Origin of the sequence: Tautonia sociabilis (assembly GCF_003977685.1) — a bacterium.
In the GTDB taxonomy this organism is placed as follows: domain Bacteria; phylum Planctomycetota; class Planctomycetia; order Isosphaerales; family Isosphaeraceae; genus Tautonia; species Tautonia sociabilis.
The window spans coordinates 1-22,614 of record NZ_RYZH01000079.1 but is presented as its reverse complement, the minus strand read 5'-3'; the positions used below and the strand labels follow the sequence as shown (position 1 = coordinate 22,614).

The window sequence follows — 22,614 nt, the reverse complement described above, 5'->3', positions numbered from 1 at the left end:
CCCGACGCGAGCTCCCCCGCCGAGGCCCCGGCGGAAAGCCGGCCGGCTCGGCCTCGAGGACGCTCCCCACCACGATCCGCTCCCGGCCCTCGCAGGAGCCGTCTCGTCGCGACGGCCGATCCCGGCCTCGTTGATCCGCCTCCCCCCGTCGATCCCCGATCTTACCGCCGGAGCCTCGGGGAAGGGAACATCGAGCCCTCCCCCAACCGCTCGGCCCCCTCTCGGCCCGTCCGTCCCGCCAGCCATTACGCCGCATTGCCCGTCTTCTCATTTCACCCAATTTACGTAGAAATCCCATTGTTCCCATCTGACCCATCGTCCCCCCGTTGCTGCAAACCGACCCGACGCCGACCGTGCCTTCGCCGGTGAATCGCCGGATTCCTCGAGACGCGACCGGATTCCGGATCTCGTGTCGCACGCGGCCGTGTTTCTCGATTTCTCCAGTCGATTCGATGACGAGGTGTTGAGGACCGGACTGCTCCCCCCCTTGATTCGAGGGAGGGGGCCATGGTCTTCGACCGCGGTCGGCCGTCCTCGGAGGATCGGCCTGAGAGCGCGGGATGATGCGCCGACCGGCCCACTTGAGGTCGAGGACCGCCGGAACGAGCCGGAGAGAACGAGATTCATGGTGAGACTGCCCTTCTCTCGGGATCGAGAACAGGCCGACGAGATCGCCACTCGGCTCCGCCGGTTGCGGTTGGAGCTTTATGGAATGCATGGTGGGCCGTTGCTGGCCGAGGACCTCGACCTGCCGTTCCGGGCGTGGCAGGCGCTGGAGCAGGGGGATGAGGAGCCGGCCCGGGTGCTCGATCGCCTGGTCGAGGTCACCGGCGTCAGCCCGCTCTGGCTGCACACCGGCCTTGGCCCGATGCTTTCCTGGGAAGGCGATTGAGCGATCAGGCGGCCGGGGGGGCGCGTCGGGGGCGACGAGCGGCTGGGCCATCGGGAGCGATGGTGAAGCGCCCGCGTTCGGCCCTCCGATCGGGCCGGGGGGCGACCTCCGGGAGGGGCTCCCCTCGGGCCGATGGTGCCGTTGGACTCGCCGAGGACCAAGGCGGTCGACCCCCGCAGGGGTCGTTTCCGAGAGGTCGCCGACGATCGCCCGCCATCGCGCCGGCGGCCCTCGGCGTCTCGGCGTCGCTCCGTTGCGCGCGGGAGCCGATCGTGACCTAGGGTTGGGTGCGCCTCCCTGGCGAGCATCCGGGGGGGCCGAGATCCCGGGCCCGGAGGCCGGTCGTGCTGCGCGAATCGGGGATCGATGATCGGCTGCGACGCATGGTCGTCGAGATGAGGTCGGAGATCGACGCCGTCATCAACGAGGCGCTCGATCGCCTGACCGGGCCCTCTTCGGGCCGGTCGGCCTCGCCTTCGGGAGGGGGCGTCCCGCCCGAGGCCAGGACGGGGAGGCCCATGCTCCTCCGGGAGCCGCCCAAGCCCCCGCCGGCGGCCTCCCCCGAGTCGACGGCCTCCCGGACTCGGCCGGGCGGTCTCCTCGAGAACGACCGCGACCGGGATCGCGACCGAGGAGGTCCAGAGATCGGCTCGAACGACGATGGCCCCGAGGACGCCGATCGGATGCTCGACGCCCTCGCCATGCGCCTGGAGGGCCGCCTGCGACGCACCCGAGACCGCTCGGCGAACTGGTCTCGGCCAGACGACGGCGGGCAACGGTCGGGCGAACACGAGGCGATCCGAGGCGGCTGATCAAGACGGGGGGACTCGGGACGATGGACGAGCCGATCGGGGGCGGACCGCCCCGGGCCTATTGCCTCTTCTCCTGCGAGTCGAGGCCGATGGGGGTGCCGCTGGAGGCGGTCGCCGAGGTCATGGAGCCGGGCCGGCTGGTCCGGCTCCCCCTCTGCCCGAAGCCGGTGCGGGGCCTCTGCACCTGCCGGGGGAAGATCGTTCCCGTCATCGGCGCCTCCCGGCCCGCTGGCGAGCCAATCCCCCCTCCGGGCGACCGCTCCGGAGCCCTGCTGATGCTCCGATCGGCCAACGGCCCCTGGGGCCTGGCCATCGACCGGGCGGGCGTCACGGTCGAGGTCGCCCCCGAGTCTCCCGCCGCCGGCGAGCTGGCCCCGCCGGGCGGCTTCGTCGTCTCCGGCACCGTCCAGCGCGGCGGGATCCCGCACGCGATCCTCGACATCGACCGCACCTGGAAGGGGCTGAAGGCCGAGATCGACCGCTGGTACGCGGCCGTCCTTGGCGTCGAGTCGCCGGGGAACCCATCGCCGAGGCCAGCGCGGGCGGGCTGATCGCGGGCAACGCGGTCTGGTCCACGTGATCGCAACACCGATTGACCAGAAACGGATCACGATGCGTCGCAGCGAGACAAGGCGGGTCCAACCATGAATCAGGCGAAGATCGGGCCGCTCCTTGCCGTCGGGGCCCTGGCCGGGCTGGCCGTGGTCGGCCTCACACTGGGGATCAACGGGGCGATCTCCTCCGGGCCGCTCGGTGCGGCGCTGGCGGCGGTCGCCGGGTCGGGGATCGGCATGGGGGCGTCGTGGTTCCTCGCGGGCCCCGCCCTGCGCCGAGAGGAACCGCGGGAGAGGCCCCTCCCCGAGCTGGAGGAGGAGCGGAAGCCCTCCCTCCCCCCGGCCGTCGCCGATCGCGACCGGCTCGATGACGTCCGCACCGCCGTTTCGGAGATCTCCGAGGCCCTCTCGGCGCTGGACGACGCCGCCGGCCGGCTGGCCGAGGGGGCCGTCGAGCAGACCGGCACCGTCCCCCGCACGACCAAGACCGTCGAGGCCCTCTACGATCGCATCGACCGCATCTCGCAGAATGCCGAGGAGGCCGCCGACGCCACCGACCGGACCCGGCAGCAGGCGATGCTCGGCCTGGAGCAGATCCAGGGGGTCATCGACGGCATGGACCGCCTTCGCGTCCAGGTCGAATCGAACGCGAGGAAGGCCCGGCGGCTGGGCGAGCGTTCGGTCGAGATCGGCACCATCGTCGAGCTGATCGGCGAGATCTCCAACCGCACCGACATGCTCGCCCTGAACGCCACGATCGAGTCGGTCCGCGCCGGCGAGCACGGCCGAGGCTTCGCCGTCGTCGCCGAGGAGATCCGCAAGCTCGCCGAGCGCACCGCCGCCGCCACCCGGGAGATCGGCACCCTCGTCGAGGCGATCCAGGCCGATACCCACGAGAGCATCCGCTCCCTGGCCGAGGAGCAGGCCGAGATGGAGAAGGAGTCCCGCTCCGTCCGGGAGGCCGGCTCGGCCCTCGAACGCATCAGCCGGATGGCCGAGGACTCCGCCCGACTGGTCGACGGGATCTCCCACTCGGCGACCGATCAGGTGCTCGCGGCCCGCGACCTCGTCTCGGGCATGCAACGCATCTCCGAGGTCTCCAGGCTGCTGCTGGGCGAGACGAAGCAGATCCGCCAGCGGTCGCAGGCACTCGTCCAGCGCTGCGAGGCCGTGCTGGCTCAGATCGCGTCTCGGGTCCGGGGCGAGGGCCCGCCGGGAGTCAACGGGCACCGCGCGTCGTCCCGTCGGGCCGGCTCGTCGCTCCGACCGCTGTCGATCGAGGGCCGGCCATGAGACCCGGGATCGAACCGCCGAGCCGCTCCGAGGCGGTCGACCAGCTCGACCAGCTCCGAGGACTGCTCGCCGAGCCGCAGCCCCCCCCCTCCGGATGGCCGTCGCGCCTGCGCGACCCCCTGGAATCGATCCGGCTGGACGACGACCCCGACGCCTCCCCGGCCCTGCGCCGGCTGGGGATGATGCTCGAGGTCTGGGACTGCCTCGAGGCCGACTCCCCCGAGGCGGCCGAGCCGCTCCCCGCCTTCTTCGACGAGGCCCTGAGACGCCTGGCCTCGGGCCTCCGCCAGGGCTCTCCCCGGGACGAGTCGGACTGGATCCTCGCCGAGTCGGAAGCCCGATGGGGAGACTATCTCTCGCTCATCGATCCGTCGATCGGATCGGAGTGCCCTCCCCCGCCGCCCACCGACGACGAGGCGGAAACCGACGGCGAGCCGGCCATCGACGCCGCCGAGCTGCTCCGTCGGCTCTCGGGCCTCTCTTCCGCCTCGCCGGCCCTCGATCCCACCCCGGCGGCCGAGCCGGCACCTCCCGTCGAGCCGTCGCCCCCCGAGCCGAACGGTTCCCTCTCCCTCGGGGGAGACTCCCCGGACGCCGAGGACGGCCCCGCCCTCGACGGGACCGAGCGGCTCCGACGGCTCATCAGCCCGGCCTCTCCCGGATCCCCCCCCGCCCCAGCGCCGGCCCCCGAGAGCGAGGCCCCGTGGTGGGATCGCGCCCTGGCGGCCGGCCCGCTGCCCGAACCCCCGGAGCCGAAGGGGGACGACCCGATCGCCGAGGCCAGGGCGCTGCAGCTGGACCCGGAGCTGCGGGCGATCCTCATCGCCGACATCGCCGATCTGCTCGGCCGGATTCAGGAGCTGGTCCTCGGCCTCGACGGAGGAGGAGGCGACGTCGCCCGCCTGCACGAGCTGGGCCGCTGCTACCACACGCTCAAGGGGGCCGCCGGCAGCGCCGGCCTGACCGCCCTGGCGGCTCGGATCCACGCCCTGGAAGACGCGCTGGAAGCGGCCGACGGCCCCCCCGCCGAGCCCCTGGTCCGCCGGATGGAGCAGATGCTCTCGACAATCGAAGGGGTGCTCGGCGCGCTCGACGGAGTGGATCCGCTGGCCGATCCGGCCGGGACGACGGGGGAACAGGCCGGCGGGGCCCCGGAAGGAGCCTCTCCCGAGGGAGACGAGGAGGCCCCCGCGCCGGCCTCCCCGGCGGGAGCCTCCGGGGCGGCAGCGCCGGAGCCCGACGGCCTGATCCGGATGCCAAGCTCCCGATTCGAGGAGCTGGTCGACCTCTGCTCCGAGCTGCTCACCAAGCGCCGGGCCTGGGCCGGCCAGGCCGACCGAATGAAGCAGTTGGCCAGCTCGGCCAGAGGGTGCAGCCACCGGCTGCGGAGCAGCGTCGATCGCCTGAGCGAGGCCGTCCCCCCCGAGACGGGTCCGGCCGGCGACGAGCTGTCCGTCCTGGTGCGACGGATGAGCGAGCAGGCCGAGGACCTCGCCGCCCTCTCCGCCTCCGCCAGAGAGGCCGTCATCCCGATGGCGACCGAGGCCGAGGACCTCGCCCGGCTGAGCCTCCGACTCTGGGAGGGGCTCCAGTCGGTCCGGATCGTCCCCGTCCGAGGCCTGTTCCAGCGGCTGATCCGAGTCGCCCGGGATGCCGCCCGGGTCGAGGGCCGCTCGGTCGAGGTCGAGCTGATCGGCGAGGACACCGGCGCCGATCGGTCGATGCTCGACAAGGCGTATGAACCCCTGTTGCACCTGGTCCGCAACGCCGTCGGCCACGGCATCGAGCCGCCGGAGGAACGATCGAGGGCGGGCAAGACCGAGACCGGCCGGATCGTGCTGGAGGCCCACCGCGAGGGAAACACGCTGGTCCTCTCGGTCCGGGACGACGGCCGGGGGCTGGACCACGAGGCGATCGCCGCCAAGGCCCGCCGGCTCGGCCTGATCGGGCCGGACGAGCACCCGAGCGCCGATCGGCTCAACGCCTTGATCTTCCACCCGGGCTTTTCCACCAGGAGCCAGGCCAACGCCGTCTCCGGCCGAGGGGTCGGCATGGACGTGGTGGCTCGGGAGGTGGAGCAGCTCCGGGGCCGGATCGAGCTGACGACCCAGGCCGGCCGGGGCACCCGGATGACGATCACGCTGCCGGCCCGGATCGCGCTGGAGCCGGTGATGGTGGTGCGGGTCCGGGGGCAGGCGTTCGCGCTGCCGACCTCGGGGATCGAGTCGGTGCACCGGGCCGACCGGGTCGACGCCGGGGGGGGCGGGGCGCTGCCCCGGGTGGCGATCGGCGACCGCCGGCTGCCGCTCTCGGATCTGGGGGCGCTGCTCGGCTTCTCGGGGCCGGTCTGGGAATCGTGTCCTACCGTACTGGTGGTGGGCCCCGCCGACGAGGCGGTGGCCCTCCGAGTCGACGGGATCGACGGCCCGCTGGAGCTGGTCCTCAAACCGCTCGGCCCGCTGCTGGCGGGCCATCCGGCGATCTCCGGGGCGGGCCTGTCGCCGGCGGGAGAGGTCATCCCCGCGCTCGACATCGCCGGCCTGCTCCGACTCGGGCGGGAGGGGGCCGAGCCCCCAACCGTCGTCGGGCCGGATCCGAGCGCCTCCCGCCCGGCGGCCCTGGTCGTCGACGACTCGCTGAGCGTCCGTCGCATCGCCAGCCGCCACCTCCGCGCCCTCGGCTTCGAGGTCGATGAGGCCAGCGACGGCGAGGAAGCGCTGGGACGCCTGCGGCTGCGATCCTACCGCCTGGTGATGACCGACCTGGAGATGCCCCGCATGGACGGCTTCGCCCTGCTGGCCGAGCTGTCCCGGACAGCCGTCCCGGGCTCTCCCGGAGTGGTCGTCACCAGCACCCTGACCGACGAGGCGACCCGGCGTCGGGTCGCCGGCCTGGGCGCGATGGCCTTCGTGCCCAAGCCGCTCGACCCCGAGCAGCTCGCCGCCGCCGTCGGACCGCTGCTGGCCGCCCCCCAGCCGGCGGCCGGCTGAGCGACAGCGCCCGCCCCGCGATTGAACCGCCCGCACCGACCGCCCGGAGAGGCCCGATGGACAGCCCGCGGATCCTCGTCATTGACGACAGCCCGACGATCCTCAAAATGGTCGAGTGCCACCTCTCGCAAGCCGGCTACCGGGTCGCCACCGCCCCGAACGCCGACGCCGGCATCGAGGCCGCCGCCGCCATCCGGCCCGACCTCATCCTGCTCGACCACCAGCTCCCGGGCACCACCGGCGACGAGGTCTGCCGCCGCCTCCTCCAGTCCGAGGAGACCAGGCACATCCCCGTCGTCATCAGCTCGGCCATGCGCAATCGCGCCTTCGCCTCCTACACCGACCTGCCCAACGTCGTCGACCAGATCCCCAAGCCCTTCACCCCCGACCTGCTCAAGACCGGCGTCGCCAACGCCCTGCAGATCGGCTCGATGGTCGTCCGCGCCCAGAACACCGGCTGCGCCATGCCCGAGGTCGTCGGCGAGGTGCGGGAGGCCCTGCTCGAAGGCAAGACCGCCGCCTTCCCGATCCGAGCCGTCCTCGACTTCCTCAACAATGCCCAATGCTCCGGCCGCCTCACGCTCGAGATGGAGAAGGACCGCATCCGATTCAACGTCGCCGGCGGCCGGATCCAGGCCGTCTGCTCGCCGACGATCGGCCCGGAGCGCCTCTTCGACCTGCTGCCCGGCGAGCTGGCCGAGCTCGCCCCGCTGCTCACCGCCACCCTGGGAGAGCGGCTGGATCCCTCGATGACCGGCATCGTCCGGATGCTCGAGCGCAGCCTCTCCGACCCGAGGAAGCTCCGAGCGCTGCTCCGCTGCCAGGCGGCCATCCTCACCCACTGGGCCCTGACCGCTCCCCCCTCGACGTTCGTCTTCGAGGCCGACGCCGCCGTGCCCCCCATGTTCCAGGCCTTCCCGCTGCAAATCAGCCTGCCGGCCCTGGCCGTCGAGGGGGTCCGCCGCTGCGACCCGACCACCGACCCCGACGCCTTCGCCCCCATCGCCTTCGCCCGCCAGACCCCCCGGGGCGGCAACCTCGACCGCGCCGGCCTCTCCCCCGCTGAGATGAAGGCCTACACCTTGCTCGACGGCTCGATCCCGCTGGCCGTCGCCGCCGAGCAGCTCGGGATGACCGTCGCCGCCGCCGCCGACATCGTCCGGGGGCTGGAGCTGGCCGGCCTGCTGGAACGCCGGGCCGCCGCCACCGGCGCCGCGGTCCTCGTCGTCGACGACGACCCCGAGGCCGCCCGGCAGGTCCAGGCCACCCTCGGCCCCGAGGGAATGGGCTGCCTGCTCAAGATCGTCCGGGACAAGGTCGGCGCCCAACTGTTGCTCCGCCGCCAGCGGTTCGACCTGGTGATCATCGCCCTGGACCGCCCCGAGCTGGACGGACTGCTCCGCTCCTGCCGAGAGCACTGCCCCCCGTCCACCCGGTTCGTCGGGCTCGCCGGCCTGATCGACGAGGACGAGCTGAACCGGCTCGACGAGATGGGCCTCGACGGCATCCTCCACCGCCCGCTGGCCGAGTCGGACCTGAACGCCACCGTCGAGCACCTGCTGCGCCGGCCCGACGCCGTCGCCGTCGCCTGAACCCGACATCCTCCCGCCCCCCGCAGCGCGCCGCGACCCGACCGAGGTACCTCATGGAGACCAGGACGATCCCATCCGACTCGAACCGCGACCCGGACGACGCCACCCTCGACACGATCGCCCTGCTCCAGGACGAGATCGCTCGGCTGGAGGCCGTGCTCCAGTCGCTCGACAGCGAGCCGGACGGCGGCCTCCCCGCCCCGTCCCCGGACGCCGAGGCCGCCGAGGCGACGCGCCGGATCGAGGAGCTGACCACCCTGCTCGACGAACGGGACGAGACGATCGCCCTGCTCTGGGAGCAGCTCTCCGCCCACGAGCAAGCCCAGGCCTCCCGAGCCGCCGACCTCGACCAGCTCCACCGCTGGGTCGAGGAGCTGGAGTCCCGCTTCGGCGCCGAGGAGGGCCCCGCCGCACTGGAATCGGCCCGGCGCGAGGCCGACGCCCTTCGCGACGAGCTCGACCGCCAGCGGCGCGCCTGGGACGCCCAGCGCTCCCGGATGGAGGAGGAGCTCGCCTCCCTCCGCCGCCGGGCCGACGAGGCGGCCTCCTCCTCCGGCGACTCGGCCCTGGCCGCGCTCGAGGAAGAGAACCGCCGGCTCCACGACGAGTGCCGACGCCTCTCCGAGGCCCAGGCCGGAACGGCCGGCGCCGATCGGCAGCTCCTTGACCTCCAGGCCGAGCTGGACGAGGCCCGGCAGCGCCTCCGCCAGGCCGAGGACGACCTCCGGGCCGAGCGGCTCCGCTTCGAATCGCACCTGGCCGAATGCCGGCCGAATCCGATGGCCGGCCCGCTCTCCGCCGCCGACCTCTCCCCCAGCGAGCGCGTTCGAGCGCTCCGCGAGCACCTCAAGGAGCTGCACGCCCGCGAGGAAGCCGAGCGCAGGGAGAAACAGCTCTCCACCCGGATCGCGAAGCTGCTGGGCCGAAGCGGCTCCCGGCGCTGAGCCCGGGCACCCCGCCTTCCCCTCTTCGGAGACCTCCCCATGCTGTCACGAGCCGGAGCGTCGCGCCCGACCGAGCCGCCGGGACCCGCCCCCCCGCCGACGGTCCCCTCCCCGTCCCCGGCCGAGGCCGCCGCGGCGCTGGAGCGGGTCCGATCGAGCGTCCACCGCTGGCTCGACCGGATCGCCGACCTCGCCTCGAGCCTGGCCGAGGCCGAGCACGCCTGGGCCCGCCGCTGCGCCTCGCTCGAGGAGGAGCTCGACCGCCGGCAGCGTGAGTTCGAAGCCCAGTTCGAGGCCCTGGAGCTCGACCGCCACCAGCTCGCCCTCGCCTGGGAGCGGCTGGAGCGAGAGCAGGTCGCCGCCCCCGGCTCCGGCTCCCGCCTGGCCGACGAGCCGAGCCGCCTGGCTCCTCCCTCGTCCGTGGCCCCGCCGCCCTCGTCGGCGACGGCCCCCCCGGCCACCCGGCACGACCCCCGGCTGGACGACGCGGTCAACCGGACCATCGTCCGACAGTTCGAGGCCCTCCGCAAAGACGTCCGCCGCACCGCCGAGGCTCGCGGTGCTCACTCTCCCTGATCTGACCAATCGGATCGTCCGACCGCCCGCCACGAACGGCCCCGGCAATCGCGAGGAACAACGATGTCGCTCCAGGTGCGTCGACAACCCGATTCGGCCCGAATGGGCTGGGCCGCCCGATGGCTCGGAGGCCGTCGGACGGCGCCGGCCGAGGACCGGCCTTCCCGACCGGCCGAGGGCGTCGGTCAGTTCATCGACGCCTTGATCGCCGACGGCCGGGACGCCTTCGCCCTGCTCCGGTCGACCGAGGCCCACGTCAGCCCCGATGATGCCCGCCGGGCCTGGCAGGTCTTCGACCGCCGAATGGCGCTGATTCCCCTCGGCGTCGTCCCCGTCGTCCGGGCCGACGGCACCGAGGAGGCGGTCGAGGTCCCCGCCTTCTACCTCGACCGCCTGGCGGTCTCCAACCGCCAGTTCGCCCGGTTCGTCGCCGCCGGCTGCTACGACAACCTGGAACTCTGGCCCCGAGAGCTCTGGCCCAGCCTGCTCCAGTTCGTCGACCGCTCGGGCCAGCCCGGCCCGGCCTGCTGGTCGGGGGGGACCTACCCTCCCGGCCAGGCCGATCACCCCGTCGTCGGCGTCTGCTGGCACGAGGCGATGGCCTACGCCCGGTGGGTCGGCAAACGCCTGCCCACCGCCGCCGAGTGGCAGAAGGCCGGCGGCTGGCCCGAGCACCTCGGCGGCGGCCGCTGCACCCGGTATCCCTGGGGAGACCTCTTCGACCCCAACCGCGCCAACCTCTGGCGCCGAGGCCTCGGCACCACCGTCCCCGTCGATGACTTCCCCAGCGGCGCCACCCCCAACGGCATCCGCCAGATGAGCGGCAACGTCTGGGAGTGGCTCGACGACCCGCTCGACGCCATCCCCTGCCGACCCGGCGAGGCCTTCGTCCCCTGGAAGCCCATGCGCCGGATCATCGGCGGCGCCTTCGACACGTATCTCCCCGTTGAGGCCACCGTCCACTTCGTCACCGGCCAAGGCGAGCTGGACCGCCGCGACAACATCGGCTTCCGCTGCGCCCTCACCGCCGACCGCCTTCGAGAACCCCCGGAAGACTGAACCCGGCCCCCTGCTCGGTCCCGTCGACGCCGGGGATGGCGGAGGTCGTGTCGAGCCCAGCGCCGGGAGCCTGCCAGGTCTGGAAGCGACACGACCCCGGCCACTCCCGCCGGAACCTTGCTCCTCCGCCACGGCCCCGCGCTTTGATTCACCCGCCTCGGTCCCCGATCGCCCCGGCCGCGCCGATTGCCGGGCGATCGCGCAAGGAGTCCCTTTTTATGTACACCAGTTCGAGCTACCTGGACGGCGGCTCCTACACCGGGACCCAGACCACGTGCCCGCTCTGCGGCGGGCTGGTGCGGGGGACCTCCTGCACGCAATGCTTCGCGCCGATCGAGGTGATCCAGTCGATCCTCACCCGGCAGACGCCTCCCCGGCTGGTCGGCATCCTCGGGCCGAGCGGCGTGGGGAAGACGGTCTACCTCGGCATCCTGCTCGACCTGCTCTCGCACGGCATCGGACAGCTCCACGGCATCGCCCGAGGGCCGTTCTCGCTGAACCTGCAGCGCCAGGTGATCTTTTCCTTGGAACGCCAGCGCTTCCCGGACAAGACCCCGGTGGAGGCCGACCGCTGGCAGTGGGTTCACTGCGAGGTCGCCACCGGCCGCAAGGGGGGGGAGTTCGACCTGGTCACGCCCGACGTCGCCGGCGAGGCCGTGGCCGCCGAGCTGGAGAGCCCCGGCGCCCAGAAGACCGTCCGCACCCTCCTCTCCCGATGCTCCGGCCTGGCCGTGCTCATTGACACCATCGGCGTCATCGCCGAGGGCCAGGCGCAGGAGATGTTCGCCATGCAATTGATCTCCTACCTGGAGTCGATCCACGGCAGCCGGCGGGGCAAGATCGAGGTGCCCGTCGCCCTGATCTTCACCAAGGTCGACCTCTGCGACGAGCCGATCGCCGACGCCGACGCCTTCGCCCGAGCCAACGCCTCAGCCCTCTGGCGGATGTGCGACGTCCGGCTGAAGCACTTCAAGTTCTTCTGCTCCAGCGTGGCCGGCTCCTGCGGCCGGATCATCGACTCCGAGGGGGGCGAGTACCTCGTGCCGCTTCGGGTCGAGCCGCGCGGCATCGTCGAGCCGTTCGCCTGGCTCTCCCTCCATGTGCGCTGACGACCGGGGAGCACGCGCGATGCGGGTCGACCAGGCGATCTACACCTCCCTGCCCCGGGCGGGCAAGGACGGCTACCACGTCGTGAGCCGCTCCCGGGGCGTCTCCGAGGCCGACGCCCGAGCGCTGTCCGCGTGGTCCCCCTCGCACGACGCGCTGATCGTCGACGAGGCCAACCGGATCAGCGTCAACGTCCACCCCCTCACCGACGGCCGGCTCGCCATCTCCCGCACCTGCGAGGGGCGCCCCGAGTATAGCGGCCGAGGCGGCAGGCAGGTCTATACCCACGCGATCATCCTCGCCATCGACGACCTGAGGCGCTCCGGCACCCAGCCGATCGCCCTCTACCGCGACGCCCTCGCCCAGGGCGTCCTCCGATACCGCCCCTCCCCTCCCCCGATCCTCGAGGAGGTCGAGCTCGGCCGCTGCCACCGCTTCCTCCGCCGTCCCGACGCCGGCGCCCCCGACCCCAACGCCCTGAACGACCTGCACGACCGGCTCCGATCGGGCGACCGCCTCGAACTCCGCCTCTCGGGAGACCGCGTCCACTTCGCCGAATGCCTGCTCGAATCCCTGCCCCGCGAGCTGCTCCTCCAGACCAGCCTCTCGACCAGCCTCCGCCCCTCCTCCGCCCGCCCCTTCCGCGTCTGCCTGGTCCCTCGCGACCGCTGATCCGCCCCCCACCCCTCGGGGGAGAAGATCCGGAAGCGGGCTCCGCTGCCTGGCGGCGGACTCGGCTCCCGCCCTGCTGTCCCTTCGTCCCCCGAGGCGCTCCCCATCCCCGGACCAGCCGGAGCCCTCTTGCGTGCCGGACCCGGCGTGGCAGAATCGGGTCGGGCGAGGGTCGCCGGAGCCGTCGCCCGCCGCCTCTCGTCCGATCGGCGAGCCCGCGCACCATGAGCCACGAGTTCGACCCTCCCCCCGAGGTCACCGACCCGCCCGCCCAGGTCACCGGCACCGACCCGGAGCACCGCCGCTCCTTCGTCGACCGGGCGCTCAACCTCATCGAGCGGCTCGGCAACATGCTGCCCGACCCGGCCGTCCTGTTCCTCCTGCTCATGGTGGCCGTTTGGCTCGCCTCCGCCGCGCTGGCCCCGGTGCCGTTCACCGAAATCCACCCAGTCACCGGAGAACCGATCCGCATCCAGAACCAGCTCGACGGCGAGAACCTCGCCGAGTTCCTGGCGACCATGGTGGCCACGTTCGTCGGCTTCCACCCGCTGGGCGTGGTGCTGGTGGCGCTGCTGGGCGTGGGGGTGGCCGAGCACACCGGGTTCATCAACGCCGGCCTGAAGGCGCTGCTGGGCATCACCGCGAAATCGTTGCTGACCCCCATGCTTCTCCTCGTGGCAATCGTCAGCCACACCGCCGCCGACGCCGGGTACGTGCTGGTGATCCCGCTGGGCGGGGTGATCTTCCACGCCGCCGGCCGGCATCCGCTGGCCGGAATCGCGGCGGCGTTCGCGGGGGTCTCGGGCGGGTTCAGCGCCAACTTCATCCCCTCGGGCTTCGACCCGCTGCTCCAGGGGCTGACCCAGGCCGGCGCCCAGGTGATCGACCCCGATCGGCTGGTCAACCCGCTGTGCAACTGGTACTTCACCGGCGTCTCCTCGCTGCTGATCGTCCTGATCGGCTGGTTCCTGACCGACCGCGTGATCGAGCCTCGGCTCCAGGACACCACAATCGACGGCGACCTGAGCGACCTGCAGCCGATGGAACGACTCGGCCGCCGAGAATGGCTCGGCCTGGCCGCGGCGCTGGGGGCGATGGCCGCCAGCATCGCCGCGCTGACCGTCCTGAGCCTCGCCCAGAACTCCCCCCTGCGGTCCCCCAACGGCGGCCTGACCGCCTCCGACGCCCGGCTGATGCGGTCGATCGTGCCGCTGATCTTCCTGCTCTTTCTCATCCCCGGCGTCGTTTACGGCTACGTCGCCGGCACGGTGCACGACCACCGCGACATCATCAAGGGAATGAGCAAGTCGATGTCAGCGATGGGCTATTACATCGTGCTCGCCTTCTTCGCCTCGCTGTTCATCAAGGCATTCAACGATTCAAACCTCGGCGCCCTGCTGGCGCTCAAGGGGGCCGACGGCCTCCGGGCCCTGAGCCTGCCCCCCCAGGTCACGATCGTCGGCATCATCCTGCTGACAGCGCTGGTCAACCTGCTGGTCGGCTCCGCCTCGGCCAAGTGGGCGCTGCTGGCGCCCATCTTCGTCCCCATGCTCATGCAACTCGGCATCTCCCCCGAGCTGACCCAGGCCGCCTACCGCGTCGGCGACTCGACCACGAACATCGTCACGCCGTTGATGCCGTACTTCCCGCTGGTGGTCGTCTACGGCCAGCGCTACGTCAAGGGGACGGGGATCGGCACGCTCGTCTCCTTGATGCTGCCCTACGCGCTGGTCTTCCTCGCATCATGGTCGGTGCTGCTGGTCGTCTACTGGATGATCGGGCTGCCGCTGGGCCTCGACGCCCCCTACACCTACCCCTGACCCCCCGGCGCCCGTCGCCGGCCCCCCGACCCCGGGGGAATCGATCGGGAGCGCAATCCGATGACCGAACGCGACCGGATCCAAGACGCCGCCGAGGCCGGCCCGCCGGCCAACCCCTCTCGCCGCTCGATCCTCGGCGCCGCCCTGGGCACCCTGGCCGTCGGGGCGCTCGCCGGCCGCTCGTCCGGGGAGGCCGACGACCCGGCCGAGCCCGACGTCGACGCCCACTCCCACATCTGGACCCCGGACACCCAGCGCTATCCCCTGGCCGACGGCTTCACCCAGGCCGACATGCAGCCGCCGTCCTTCACCGCCGAGCAACTCCTGGCAACCTGCCGGCCCCTCGGGGTCGGCCGGGTGAACCTGATCCAGATGAGCTACTACGGATTCGATAATTCGTACATGCTCGACATGATCGAGGCCTATCCCGACCGCTTCGTCGGCACCGCGATCATCGACCCCGCCGGCCCCGACCCCGCGAGGGCGATGGCCGAGCTGGCCCCCCGAGGCGTCGTCGCCTTCCGCATCCAGCCGCAGTTCCTCGGCCTGCCGATCGACCGCTGGCTCGACCACCCGGGGTACGAGGCGATGTTCGCCCACGCCTCGAAGAGCAAACAGGCGATCAGTTGCCTGATCAACCCGGACGCCCTTCCCGAAGTCTCCCGAATGTGCCGCAAGCACCCCGAGGCGCCAGTCATCATCGACCACCTGGCTCGCATCGGCGTCGACGGGACAATCCGGGACCAAGACGTCGACGCCCTCTGCGCCCTGGCCAAGCACCCGAACGTCTCCATCAAGGTCGGCGCCTTCTACGCCCTGAGCCCGAACGGGCCGCCGTACCTGGACCTCGCACCGATGATCCGCCGCGTCGTCTCCGAGTTCGGCGCCAGCCGTTGCATGTGGGAGAGCGATTGCCCGTTCCAGATCGTCGAACACTCGTATGCCGACAGCATCACCCTGGTACGCGACCGTCTCGACTTCCTCAGCGACGACGAGCGCCGTCAGCTCCTCTCCGGAACCGCCGAGGCCCTGCTCTTCCGCCAGGCCGCCGGCTGATCCGGACGGTCCACCGGGCGCGATCCCGGTCGCTCCGCCCCCCATCGCTCGGTGATTGACGGCGGCCGGCCGAGACGAGCCGACACCGCGGGATTCCCGGCCGGAGTCTGGTCGAGGAGAAACACGGCGCGATGGGAACCGACGCCCCCCCCGAGCCGGCTCCATACCACCGAGAACCCGGGGCTCGCTGGTTCTCCTGGGGGATCTGGGCCTCCCTGCTGGCGGCAGACCTCGCGCTGGTCGCCCGCCTCGGGCCGACAGTGCCGCTGGTGGACGACTACGCCCTGGTGCCGGCGATGGTCGGGGCCCAGCCCATCTCGCTGGAATGGCTCTGGTCGGAGCACAACGACCACCGCCTCCCACTGCCGAGACTGGTGCTGCTGGGGCTCTTCCGGGCGACGTCGAACGACTTTCACTCAGGCATGTATCTGAACGTGATCACCCTCGGCCTCGGGGCCGCGGGGATGATGGCGGCGGCCAGCCGGGTGCGCGGAGGGGCGAGCTACTCGGACGCGGTGTTCCCCCTGCTGCTGATGCACTGGGGGCACCAGAACAACCTGCTGTGGAACTGGCAGGTGGGCTTCTCGATCCCGGTCACGACGGCCTGCCTGCTGACGGCGCTGATCGCCTCCCGGGGGCACCGGCCGGGGGCGGGAACGCTGGGGATGATCGGGGTGGGACTGGTGATCCTCCCGATGTGCGGCGGGGCGGAATTGCCGATGGCCCCGGCGGTGGCGGCGTGGCTCGTCGGCCTGGCGATCGCCCGAGGGGCCTCCGGGGGAATCCGGCACGCCTGGCCTCCGCTGGCGGCGGCGGCGCCGGGATCGGCCCTGACGGCCCTCTACTTCGTGAACTTCCAGGCGACGGAGACGGCGGCCTCCCCAGCCCGGCTCGAAGAGCTGGCGAGGACGGCGGTGCAGTTCCTGGCGATCGGGCTCGGCCCGGTCGCGGCTCGGGCGTGGCTGGCCTTCGGCCTGGCGGTAATCGGGCTGGTGCTGGCGACTCTGGTGCCGCTGCTGGCCGCGATGAGGAGGCCGGGGGACCGCACAAGAGCGTCGGGGATGCTGGCGGTGCTGGCCGGCTTCGGCCTGCTGGCGGCCGGCGCCTCGTGGGGGAGGGCCGGGACGAGCGAGCTGGCGGGGCTGGAGCTGCGGTACGTGACCCTGCTCTCTCCGCTGCCGGGGGCCTGCCTGCTCGTGTGGACCCTGTTCGCCCGGCCGGGGCCCTCAAGGTTCGTGAGCATGGGGCTGCTCTCGGCGGTGCTGGTCCTCTCCTGGCCAAACATGGAGCTGGGCTTCGAGGAGGCCAAGCGGCGCAAGGCCCAGTCAGACGCGGTGGTGGCGGACATCGACGCGGGACTGCCCCAGTCCCTGGTGATCCGCAGAAATACCCCCTGGCTCCACTTCTCGCACAAGCTCATGGGAGCGGTGCTCCCCCTGCTCCGGGAGGCGAAGATCCCCCCGTTCGACCGGCTGCGGCCGGATCCTCCCACCGAGCCGCTCCGCCTCGATCCGGAGCCGGACGGCATGGAACTCGCCCGGAGTCTGGGGCCGGGAACCGTGGAGGTGATCGGGCCCGACCCGTGGCTCGTCTTCGAGCTGCCGAGGCCCGTGTTCGTGGTCGGCCTGGTCCTGAGGTACGACCACGACAACGGGACGAGGGAACCGGCTCGGTTCAAGCTCTCCTGGCGGCGGGAGGGGCAAGAGGGCTTCCCGCCGAGCCAAGAGTTCCGCTACTGGACCATGCCGAGCGGGACCGACCAGGAAATCGTCATCTGGATCGATGAGCCAATGAACGCCCTCCGCCTCCAGCCGGACAACAAGCCGTGCTCGTTCCGAGTCCGGGAGCTGACCCTGCTCGTCCCCAGCGGGCCGGGGGCCTCCGCCGTCAGAGCCTCGGGGCCGGCGGGGTGATCGGGGCCTCGAAGGGCTTGACGCCGACGGTCCTCACCTTCCGGCGGTAGACGGAGTTGCCGCAGGTGACAAAGAGCGTGTCGAAGCCGGGACCGCCGAAGCAAACGTTGGTCAGGCGGGCGCCGGGGGTGGGGATGATCGCGTTGACCCTCCCGGCCTGGTCGCAGACTTGCAGGCCCATCCGGGTCGCGACGTAGAGGCGGCCGTCTCGGTCCACGGCGAGGCCGTCGGCGGCGCTGTCGTCGGCGGTGTCGGGCACATGGAGATGATCATACCGTTGCTTGTACGCCAGAGCGCCGTCCGGCTGGATCTGGTAGCTGTAGACCCAGTGGCTGCGGGCGTCGGCGACGTAGAGGAGGGTCTGGTCCGGGGACAGCGTGACACCGTTGGGGAAGATGAGGCCCGAGTCGACCACTCGGGCCTCGCCGCCCGGGGGGATGTACCAGACCTTGCTCGGCTCGGAGCCGTCCCGGATGGGGTTGGTGACGTAGACCCCGCCGTCGTGACGCACAACCAAATCGTTGCCCCGGAAGCCGGAGGCGATGACGTCGGGCTCACCGGCCTCGCCGCCGTAGGCGAGCACCTGCTCGGTGCCGGTGGCCACGGCGAAGAGCCGGCCGTCGGGACCGATGGCCTGGCCGTTGGCCCCCTTCGAGTCGGTCAGGAATTCGGTAACGGTGCCGTCGAGAGCGATCTTGTACGTCTTCGAGGCCGGGATGTCGTTGAAGAAGACCTCTCCCTCCGCGTTGGCGACCGGGCCTTCGGTGAAGCGATAGCCGTCGGCGACCAGCTGCCAGTCCTCCCCGGGAATCAGAATCTCCTGGAGCTGAGGGGAGCCGGCACCGGCCTGAATCGGAGAGGGCCAATCCTTCCAGAGCCATCGCATGGCGTCGGGGAAGATCTCGGTGGCGTGCCGGGTGTTGTGCCCGCCGTCTCCCCAGGAGTGCTCGACCTCATAACCGGCGAAGGCGAGAGCGCGCTCCATCGTCTGGTTGGCCATCCACCAGTCTCCTCCATAGATGTTCAGATCATTGGAACCATCTTCCAGGAAAATGCGGATGGGCTTCGGCTCGGTCTTGCGGATCAGGGTTGGGTAGTCGTTCCCCCCCCGGAGGCCGACGTAGGTGCCAATGGCGCTGAAGACCCGTCGGAACGAGTCGGGACGCTCCCAGGCGGCGGTGAACGCGCAGATCGCTCCGCTGCTGGCGCCGGCGATGGCGCGGTCGTTGGGATCATCGGAGAGCAGGATCGGCCGGCCGTCGCTGGCGGCCTTCGTCTCGACATCGGGGAGCAGCTCCTCGATGAGGAAGCGGGCGTAGGCGTCGCCGAGGCCGTCATATTCGACGCTGCGATTGAAGCGAGGCAAGGCGCCCTCAACCGCGGGGGGGACGATCCCGTGCATGACGAAGACGCCGATCGTCACCGGCATCTCGCCAGCGGCGATCAGCGCATCGAAGGCGGCGGGGGCCTCGAAGCGAATGCCGTCCTGGCAGACGAAGAGGCAGGCCGGCGTCTTCCCGTCATACTGGGCGGGGATGTAAATCCAGTAGTCGCGCTCGGTGCCGGGGAAGATGCGGCTGTCGGCGAAGCGATGCCGCGACACCTCTCCCTTCGGGATCTCGTCCTGAGGGGCGGCCAGCGCGGCGGGACCGTTGAGCGCCGTCAGGCAGAGGGAGACCAGAGCGATCGAGACGCTCGACATGGGAGAACCCCTTTCCATCGAATCGGCCAAGACGCCGGGCAATCGCCCCGAGCCGGGGCGGGTGATTGCAGAATAGCGCACGCCTCGACCGCGAGCCAGGCGCCGACGACGCTGGCTCCAGGATCGCGACGGCCCCGTCCGCCGATCCGGCGGCCCTCGGCCCGGCGGCCTGAGGCCCGGGATCCTCCGGCTTCCCGCTGGAGCCTGCCGCCAGCGCGGGGTATCGTTGAACATCGCCTCCCGGGGAGGGAACCGCTCCCCGGCGGTCGGCGAGTTCCTGGCCTGACAATCCTCGGAGGCGTCAGCGGTGATGCGACGGCGAGACTTCCTCGGCGCGGTGGCGGGCGGCACGTCGGTGATCGTCCTGAGCCCGATCGACCGCATCGCGGCCTCGGCCCCCGAGGCGACACGCCCCCGGTCGGCCGGCGTGGTCGTCGATCCTCCCCGGGCCGGCGAATCGCTGGCCGACCGGGCCGGCGCCGATGACGCCCTCTTCGCCCGGCTGCTCGGCGCCGCCAACGCCTTCAAGGAGGGGGACGCCCTCATCGGCGTCGCCGCCGCCAGCGAGGACGATCGCCGACACGCCCGCACCCTGCTGGCGAACACCCCGATCCGGCAGATCGACGCCCGACCTCTGATCCGAGACTCGCTCACCGACCTGCTTCGTCGCGACCTCGACCCCGAGGCCTCCTCTCGGCTCGCCGGCATGACCGTGGGCCAGTTGAAGGCGTTCCTCCTCGATCGCCAGGAGGATGACATCAAGGCCCTCATGCCCGGCCTCTCCAGCGCCGTCATCGGCTGCGTCGTGAAGCTGATGAGCGACGAGGAATTGACCGCCGTCGGCGCGAAGGTCTTCAACCCGCTGCCCGGCAGCAAGGTCGGGGCGAAGGGCTACCTCGGCGCCCGGATCCAGCCGAATTCGCCAACCGACAACGTGGACGACATCCGCTGGCAGGTCTTTTCCGGCTGGTCGTTCGCCGTGGGAGATGTGGTGCTCGGCACCAACCCCGTCTCCAGCACCCCCGAATCGGTCCTCGCGGTCGAGGAGACGCTCAAGGACCTGCTCGTTACCTTCGGCCTGGAGCAGGTGCTCCCCCACTGCGTCCTCGCCCACATCGACGTGCAGGCCGAGGTCGAGCGCCGGTCTCCCGGCAGCACCGCCCTGTGGTTCCAGAGCATCGCCGGCAGCGACGCGGCCAACCGCACGTTCGACATCAGCACCGAGTCGATGCTCGCGCTGGCCGACGCCCGCACCGGCCCCTTCGGCCTCTACTTCGAGACCGGCCAGGGGGCCGACTTCACCAACGGCCACGCCCAGGGCGTGGACATGGTCCTGCACGAAGCGCGCAAGTACGGCTTCGCCCGCGCCCTCTCCCGACGTGTCGCCCAGGCCCGAGGCGGGGCCCCGTGGGTCCACCTCAACGACGTGGCCGGCTTCATCGGCCCGGAGGTCTTCCGCTCCCGAGAGCAGCTCGTCCGCTGCTGCCTGGAAGACATCGTCATGGGCAAGCTCCATGGCCTGTGCATTGGCCTTGATGTGTGCTCGACCCTGCACATGGACGTCTCGCTCGACGACCTCGACTGGTGCCTCGACCGCGTCGTCCCCGCCGCGCCGGCCTACCTGATGGCGCTGCCCACCAAGATCGACCCCATGCTCGGGTACCTCACCACCGGCTTCCAGGACCACGTCCGCCTCCGCGATCGGTTCGGCACGAAGGTCGACGACCGCATGTGGTCCTTCTTCCAGCGGCTTGGCGTCATCGACGCCGACGGCCGCCCCACCGAACACTTCGGCGACCCCGTCTGGGTCTATCTCCAGTACCGCCGCCGCAAGGGAGACGACCGCGCCGCCGAAGAGATCACCTCCGAGGCCCTCGCTCAGATCGACGCCGTCCGAAGCCACGGCGTCTTCCTCCCCCGAGGCCACGGCAAGCGCCCCTGGGATCTGGAACCCGGCCTGGAGGAGGCGATCGATCGCATCTACGCCGACGCCAAGCAAAGCATCTGGGCCGAGCTCTCCCCCGCCTTCATCGCCCGGGTCCCCCACCGCCTCCCGCTCTCCACCCGCTCCGCCGACCGCGAGGACTACATCCTCCACCCCGAGTCCGGCGAGCGGCTCTCCCCCCAGGCGGAGGATGCCCTCCGCCTCCTCCGCGCCCGCCACGCCGGCCGATACGACGCCCAGATCGTCATCTCCGACGGCCTGAACGCCTTGGCCATCGGCGACGAGGACCAGCTCTTCCCGTTCCTCGACCGCCTCCGCGCCCAGCTCTCCCGCCTCGGCTACTCCCCCTCCCCCGAGCACCTCGTCGTCACCTCCGGCCGCGTCCGGGCCGGCTACCGCATCGGCGAGGCCCTCTTCGGCGGCCTCCCCGGCCGCCGCGCGCTGCTCCACGTCATCGGAGAGCGCCCCGGCACCGGCCACCGCACCTTCTCGGTCTACCTCACCGCCCCCACCGGCGAGCTCTGGGGCCGCCCCGGCGCCGTCGACCACAACATCACCAAGGTCGTCTCCGGCATCGCCACCACCGCGCTGCCCCCCGTCCGAGGCGCCGATGACACCATCGCCCTCCTGGAGCTCCTCAGCTCACGCTAGGCCATCCCGATCGCCCGGATCTTCCAAATCCGAACGCCGTTTCCCGTTCCCCCATCCTCGCCGAACCTGAACGTCGTCGCAAACCCAGCCGCCGACGGACAACCTGGATGCGTCCGGAACCCGACCACGGCGGCTGGGCCCGTCGGCTCGACCCCTCCCTCCGCTCCCGGGGAGCCCGAGCGGCGAGCCGTCCGGAGAATTCGAGACTGAAAACACCAGAATCCCCGATGGTGTCGCTGAGGGGCCCCTGCGCGCCGAGCGATCGCGGTGCGGCGCGGCGCGGCGGACGGGCCAGAGCGATCGGCACCTTCTCCGTCTCATTCCCTGGAGTCCGTTCAGGCACACCTCGGGGGGAGCATCATGAGCGACGGCATCTCGCGGAAGCGGATCGAGGCGAACCGGCGGAACGCGCAACAATCGACCGGGCCGAGGACGGACGAAGGAAAAGCACGCAGCCGGGCCAACAGTTTGCGGCACGGGATGGCGGCGGAGGTGCTCGTGCCGGAGGAGGATCGCGTCGCCTATGAGCAGGCCCTCGAGCGCTGGCGCCGAGAGGCGGGGCCGGACAACGTGGTCGAGGAGCATCTGATTCAACGAGCCGCCGTCCTATCGGTGCGGCTGGATCGGATCGAGCGGGCCCACCAGGAGGCGAGGGAAGCGGCGGCCCGAGAGGCGGTCGGGCGCTGGCATCGGCGGAAGCAGGCATCCGCGAGGAAGCTGGGCCAGCGGTTGCTGCTCGATCCGGTCAATATCGTTGAGGAGCTGGAGGCGACGGCGTTCGGCTGCGACTGGCTGATCCGGCATTGGCGGCGGCTGGATAGTCAGATTCGCCTGGGCTCGCGCTGGGACGGGCGCGATCGGGCGTGGGCGATGGCGATGTTCGGGCTGCCCGGCGGGCCTCCGGGACCGGACGCGGCAGAGGACGCGAAGACGCTCTGGACCCTGGCCGTCTCGGTCGGCCACGAGCAACCCGTCGTCGCCGGCGCCTCCGCCCGGCACGCGGCCCCCTCGGACACCGAGAACGCTCCCGCCGTCG

16 protein-coding genes and 1 pseudogene are annotated in these 22,614 nt (G+C 71.7%); 16 read left to right on the top strand and 1 reads right to left on the bottom strand.

What is annotated here, in order from left to right; genetic code table 11:
* Positions 1-625 precede the first annotated feature (625 nt).
* From TsocGM_RS24150 to TsocGM_RS24085, 14 genes are all read left to right on the top strand, one after another.
* Positions 626-892 (top strand): hypothetical protein, encoded by a 267-nt coding sequence (locus TsocGM_RS24150; protein ID WP_126728035.1) that lies wholly within the window; start codon positions 626-628, stop codon positions 890-892.
* A 344-nt stretch (positions 893-1,236) separates the two neighbouring features.
* Positions 1,237-1,704: a hypothetical protein gene (locus tag TsocGM_RS24145; protein WP_126728034.1), complete on the top strand. Its 468-nt coding sequence runs from the start codon at positions 1,237-1,239 to the stop codon at positions 1,702-1,704.
* A 23-nt stretch (positions 1,705-1,727) separates the two neighbouring features.
* On the top strand, positions 1,728-2,255 hold the full coding sequence (locus TsocGM_RS24140; protein ID WP_126728033.1) for a chemotaxis protein CheW: 528 nt from the start codon (positions 1,728-1,730) through the stop codon (positions 2,253-2,255).
* Positions 2,256-2,348: 93 nt separating this feature from the next.
* Complete coding sequence (locus tag TsocGM_RS24135) at positions 2,349-3,551, top strand: methyl-accepting chemotaxis protein (protein ID WP_126728032.1); 1,203 nt, start codon at positions 2,349-2,351, stop codon at positions 3,549-3,551.
* Entirely contained in the window at positions 3,548-6,541 is a 2,994-nt protein-coding gene (locus TsocGM_RS24130; protein WP_126728031.1) for a hybrid sensor histidine kinase/response regulator, read from the top strand. The genes TsocGM_RS24135 and TsocGM_RS24130 overlap by 4 nt, the downstream gene beginning before the upstream one ends.
* A gap of 56 nt (positions 6,542-6,597) precedes the next feature.
* Entirely contained in the window at positions 6,598-8,133 is a 1,536-nt protein-coding gene (locus tag TsocGM_RS24125; protein WP_126728030.1) for a response regulator, read from the top strand.
* Between the two features lie 53 nt (positions 8,134-8,186).
* Positions 8,187-9,077: a hypothetical protein gene (locus TsocGM_RS24120; protein ID WP_126728029.1), complete on the top strand. Its 891-nt coding sequence runs from the start codon at positions 8,187-8,189 to the stop codon at positions 9,075-9,077.
* A gap of 39 nt (positions 9,078-9,116) precedes the next feature.
* A complete protein-coding gene (locus TsocGM_RS24115) occupies positions 9,117-9,653 on the top strand; it encodes a hypothetical protein (RefSeq protein WP_126728028.1) in 537 nt (178 codons plus the stop codon).
* A gap of 75 nt (positions 9,654-9,728) precedes the next feature.
* A complete protein-coding gene (locus tag TsocGM_RS24110; RefSeq protein ID WP_233579163.1) occupies positions 9,729-10,712 on the top strand; it encodes a formylglycine-generating enzyme family protein in 984 nt (327 codons plus the stop codon).
* A gap of 218 nt (positions 10,713-10,930) precedes the next feature.
* Complete coding sequence (locus TsocGM_RS24105) at positions 10,931-11,821, top strand: TRAFAC clade GTPase domain-containing protein (protein ID WP_126728026.1); 891 nt, start codon at positions 10,931-10,933, stop codon at positions 11,819-11,821.
* Between the two features lie 19 nt (positions 11,822-11,840).
* Positions 11,841-12,491: a GAP1-N2 domain-containing protein gene (locus tag TsocGM_RS24100; protein WP_126728025.1), complete on the top strand. Its 651-nt coding sequence runs from the start codon at positions 11,841-11,843 to the stop codon at positions 12,489-12,491.
* Between the two features lie 224 nt (positions 12,492-12,715).
* Complete coding sequence (locus tag TsocGM_RS24095; RefSeq protein ID WP_126728024.1) at positions 12,716-14,311, top strand: AbgT family transporter; 1,596 nt, start codon at positions 12,716-12,718, stop codon at positions 14,309-14,311.
* A gap of 60 nt (positions 14,312-14,371) precedes the next feature.
* Positions 14,372-15,367, top strand: a complete 996-nt coding sequence (locus TsocGM_RS24090) for an amidohydrolase family protein (RefSeq protein WP_126728023.1) — start codon at positions 14,372-14,374, stop codon at positions 15,365-15,367.
* Positions 15,368-15,498: 131 nt separating this feature from the next.
* Positions 15,499-17,280 carry a hypothetical protein gene (locus TsocGM_RS24085; protein WP_126728022.1) on the top strand — a complete coding sequence of 594 codons (1,782 nt, stop codon included), beginning with the start codon at positions 15,499-15,501 and terminating at the stop codon, positions 17,278-17,280.
* Here TsocGM_RS24085 and TsocGM_RS24080 read toward each other — a convergent pair.
* Positions 17,255-18,982, bottom strand: a complete 1,728-nt coding sequence (locus TsocGM_RS24080; RefSeq protein WP_233579162.1) for an SMP-30/gluconolactonase/LRE family protein — start codon at positions 18,980-18,982, stop codon at positions 17,255-17,257. The genes TsocGM_RS24085 and TsocGM_RS24080 overlap by 26 nt on opposite strands.
* Positions 18,983-19,292: 310 nt before the next feature.
* Here TsocGM_RS24080 and eutB point away from each other — a divergent pair, with 310 nt between their 5' ends.
* Entirely contained in the window at positions 19,293-21,578 is a 2,286-nt protein-coding gene (gene eutB, locus TsocGM_RS24075) for an ethanolamine ammonia-lyase subunit EutB (protein ID WP_126728020.1), read from the top strand.
* A gap of 360 nt (positions 21,579-21,938) precedes the next feature.
* A pseudogene (locus tag TsocGM_RS24070) lies at positions 21,939-22,614 on the top strand (hypothetical protein); the annotation flags it as partial.

Excerpts from the sequence above, each read along its gene's own strand:
- TsocGM_RS24150 (WP_126728035.1), top strand. The coding sequence starts at position 626 with ATGGTGAGACTGCCCTTCTCTCGGGATCGAGAACAGGCCGACGAGATC.
- TsocGM_RS24140 (WP_126728033.1), top strand. The coding sequence starts at position 1,728 with ATGGACGAGCCGATCGGGGGCGGACCGCCCCGGGCCTATTGCCTCTTC.
- TsocGM_RS24135 (WP_126728032.1), top strand. The coding sequence starts at position 2,349 with ATGAATCAGGCGAAGATCGGGCCGCTCCTTGCCGTCGGGGCCCTGGCC.
- TsocGM_RS24130 (WP_126728031.1), top strand. The coding sequence starts at position 3,548 with ATGAGACCCGGGATCGAACCGCCGAGCCGCTCCGAGGCGGTCGACCAG.
- TsocGM_RS24125 (WP_126728030.1), top strand. The coding sequence starts at position 6,598 with ATGGACAGCCCGCGGATCCTCGTCATTGACGACAGCCCGACGATCCTC.
- TsocGM_RS24120 (WP_126728029.1), top strand. The coding sequence starts at position 8,187 with ATGGAGACCAGGACGATCCCATCCGACTCGAACCGCGACCCGGACGAC.
- TsocGM_RS24115 (WP_126728028.1), top strand. The coding sequence starts at position 9,117 with ATGCTGTCACGAGCCGGAGCGTCGCGCCCGACCGAGCCGCCGGGACCC.
- TsocGM_RS24105 (WP_126728026.1), top strand. The coding sequence starts at position 10,931 with ATGTACACCAGTTCGAGCTACCTGGACGGCGGCTCCTACACCGGGACC.
- TsocGM_RS24100 (WP_126728025.1), top strand. The coding sequence starts at position 11,841 with ATGCGGGTCGACCAGGCGATCTACACCTCCCTGCCCCGGGCGGGCAAG.
- TsocGM_RS24095 (WP_126728024.1), top strand. The coding sequence starts at position 12,716 with ATGAGCCACGAGTTCGACCCTCCCCCCGAGGTCACCGACCCGCCCGCC.
- TsocGM_RS24090 (WP_126728023.1), top strand. The coding sequence starts at position 14,372 with ATGACCGAACGCGACCGGATCCAAGACGCCGCCGAGGCCGGCCCGCCG.
- TsocGM_RS24085 (WP_126728022.1), top strand. The coding sequence starts at position 15,499 with ATGGGAACCGACGCCCCCCCCGAGCCGGCTCCATACCACCGAGAACCC.
- TsocGM_RS24080 (WP_233579162.1), bottom strand. The coding sequence starts at position 18,982 with ATGTCGAGCGTCTCGATCGCTCTGGTCTCCCTCTGCCTGACGGCGCTC.
- eutB (WP_126728020.1), top strand. The coding sequence starts at position 19,293 with ATGCGACGGCGAGACTTCCTCGGCGCGGTGGCGGGCGGCACGTCGGTG.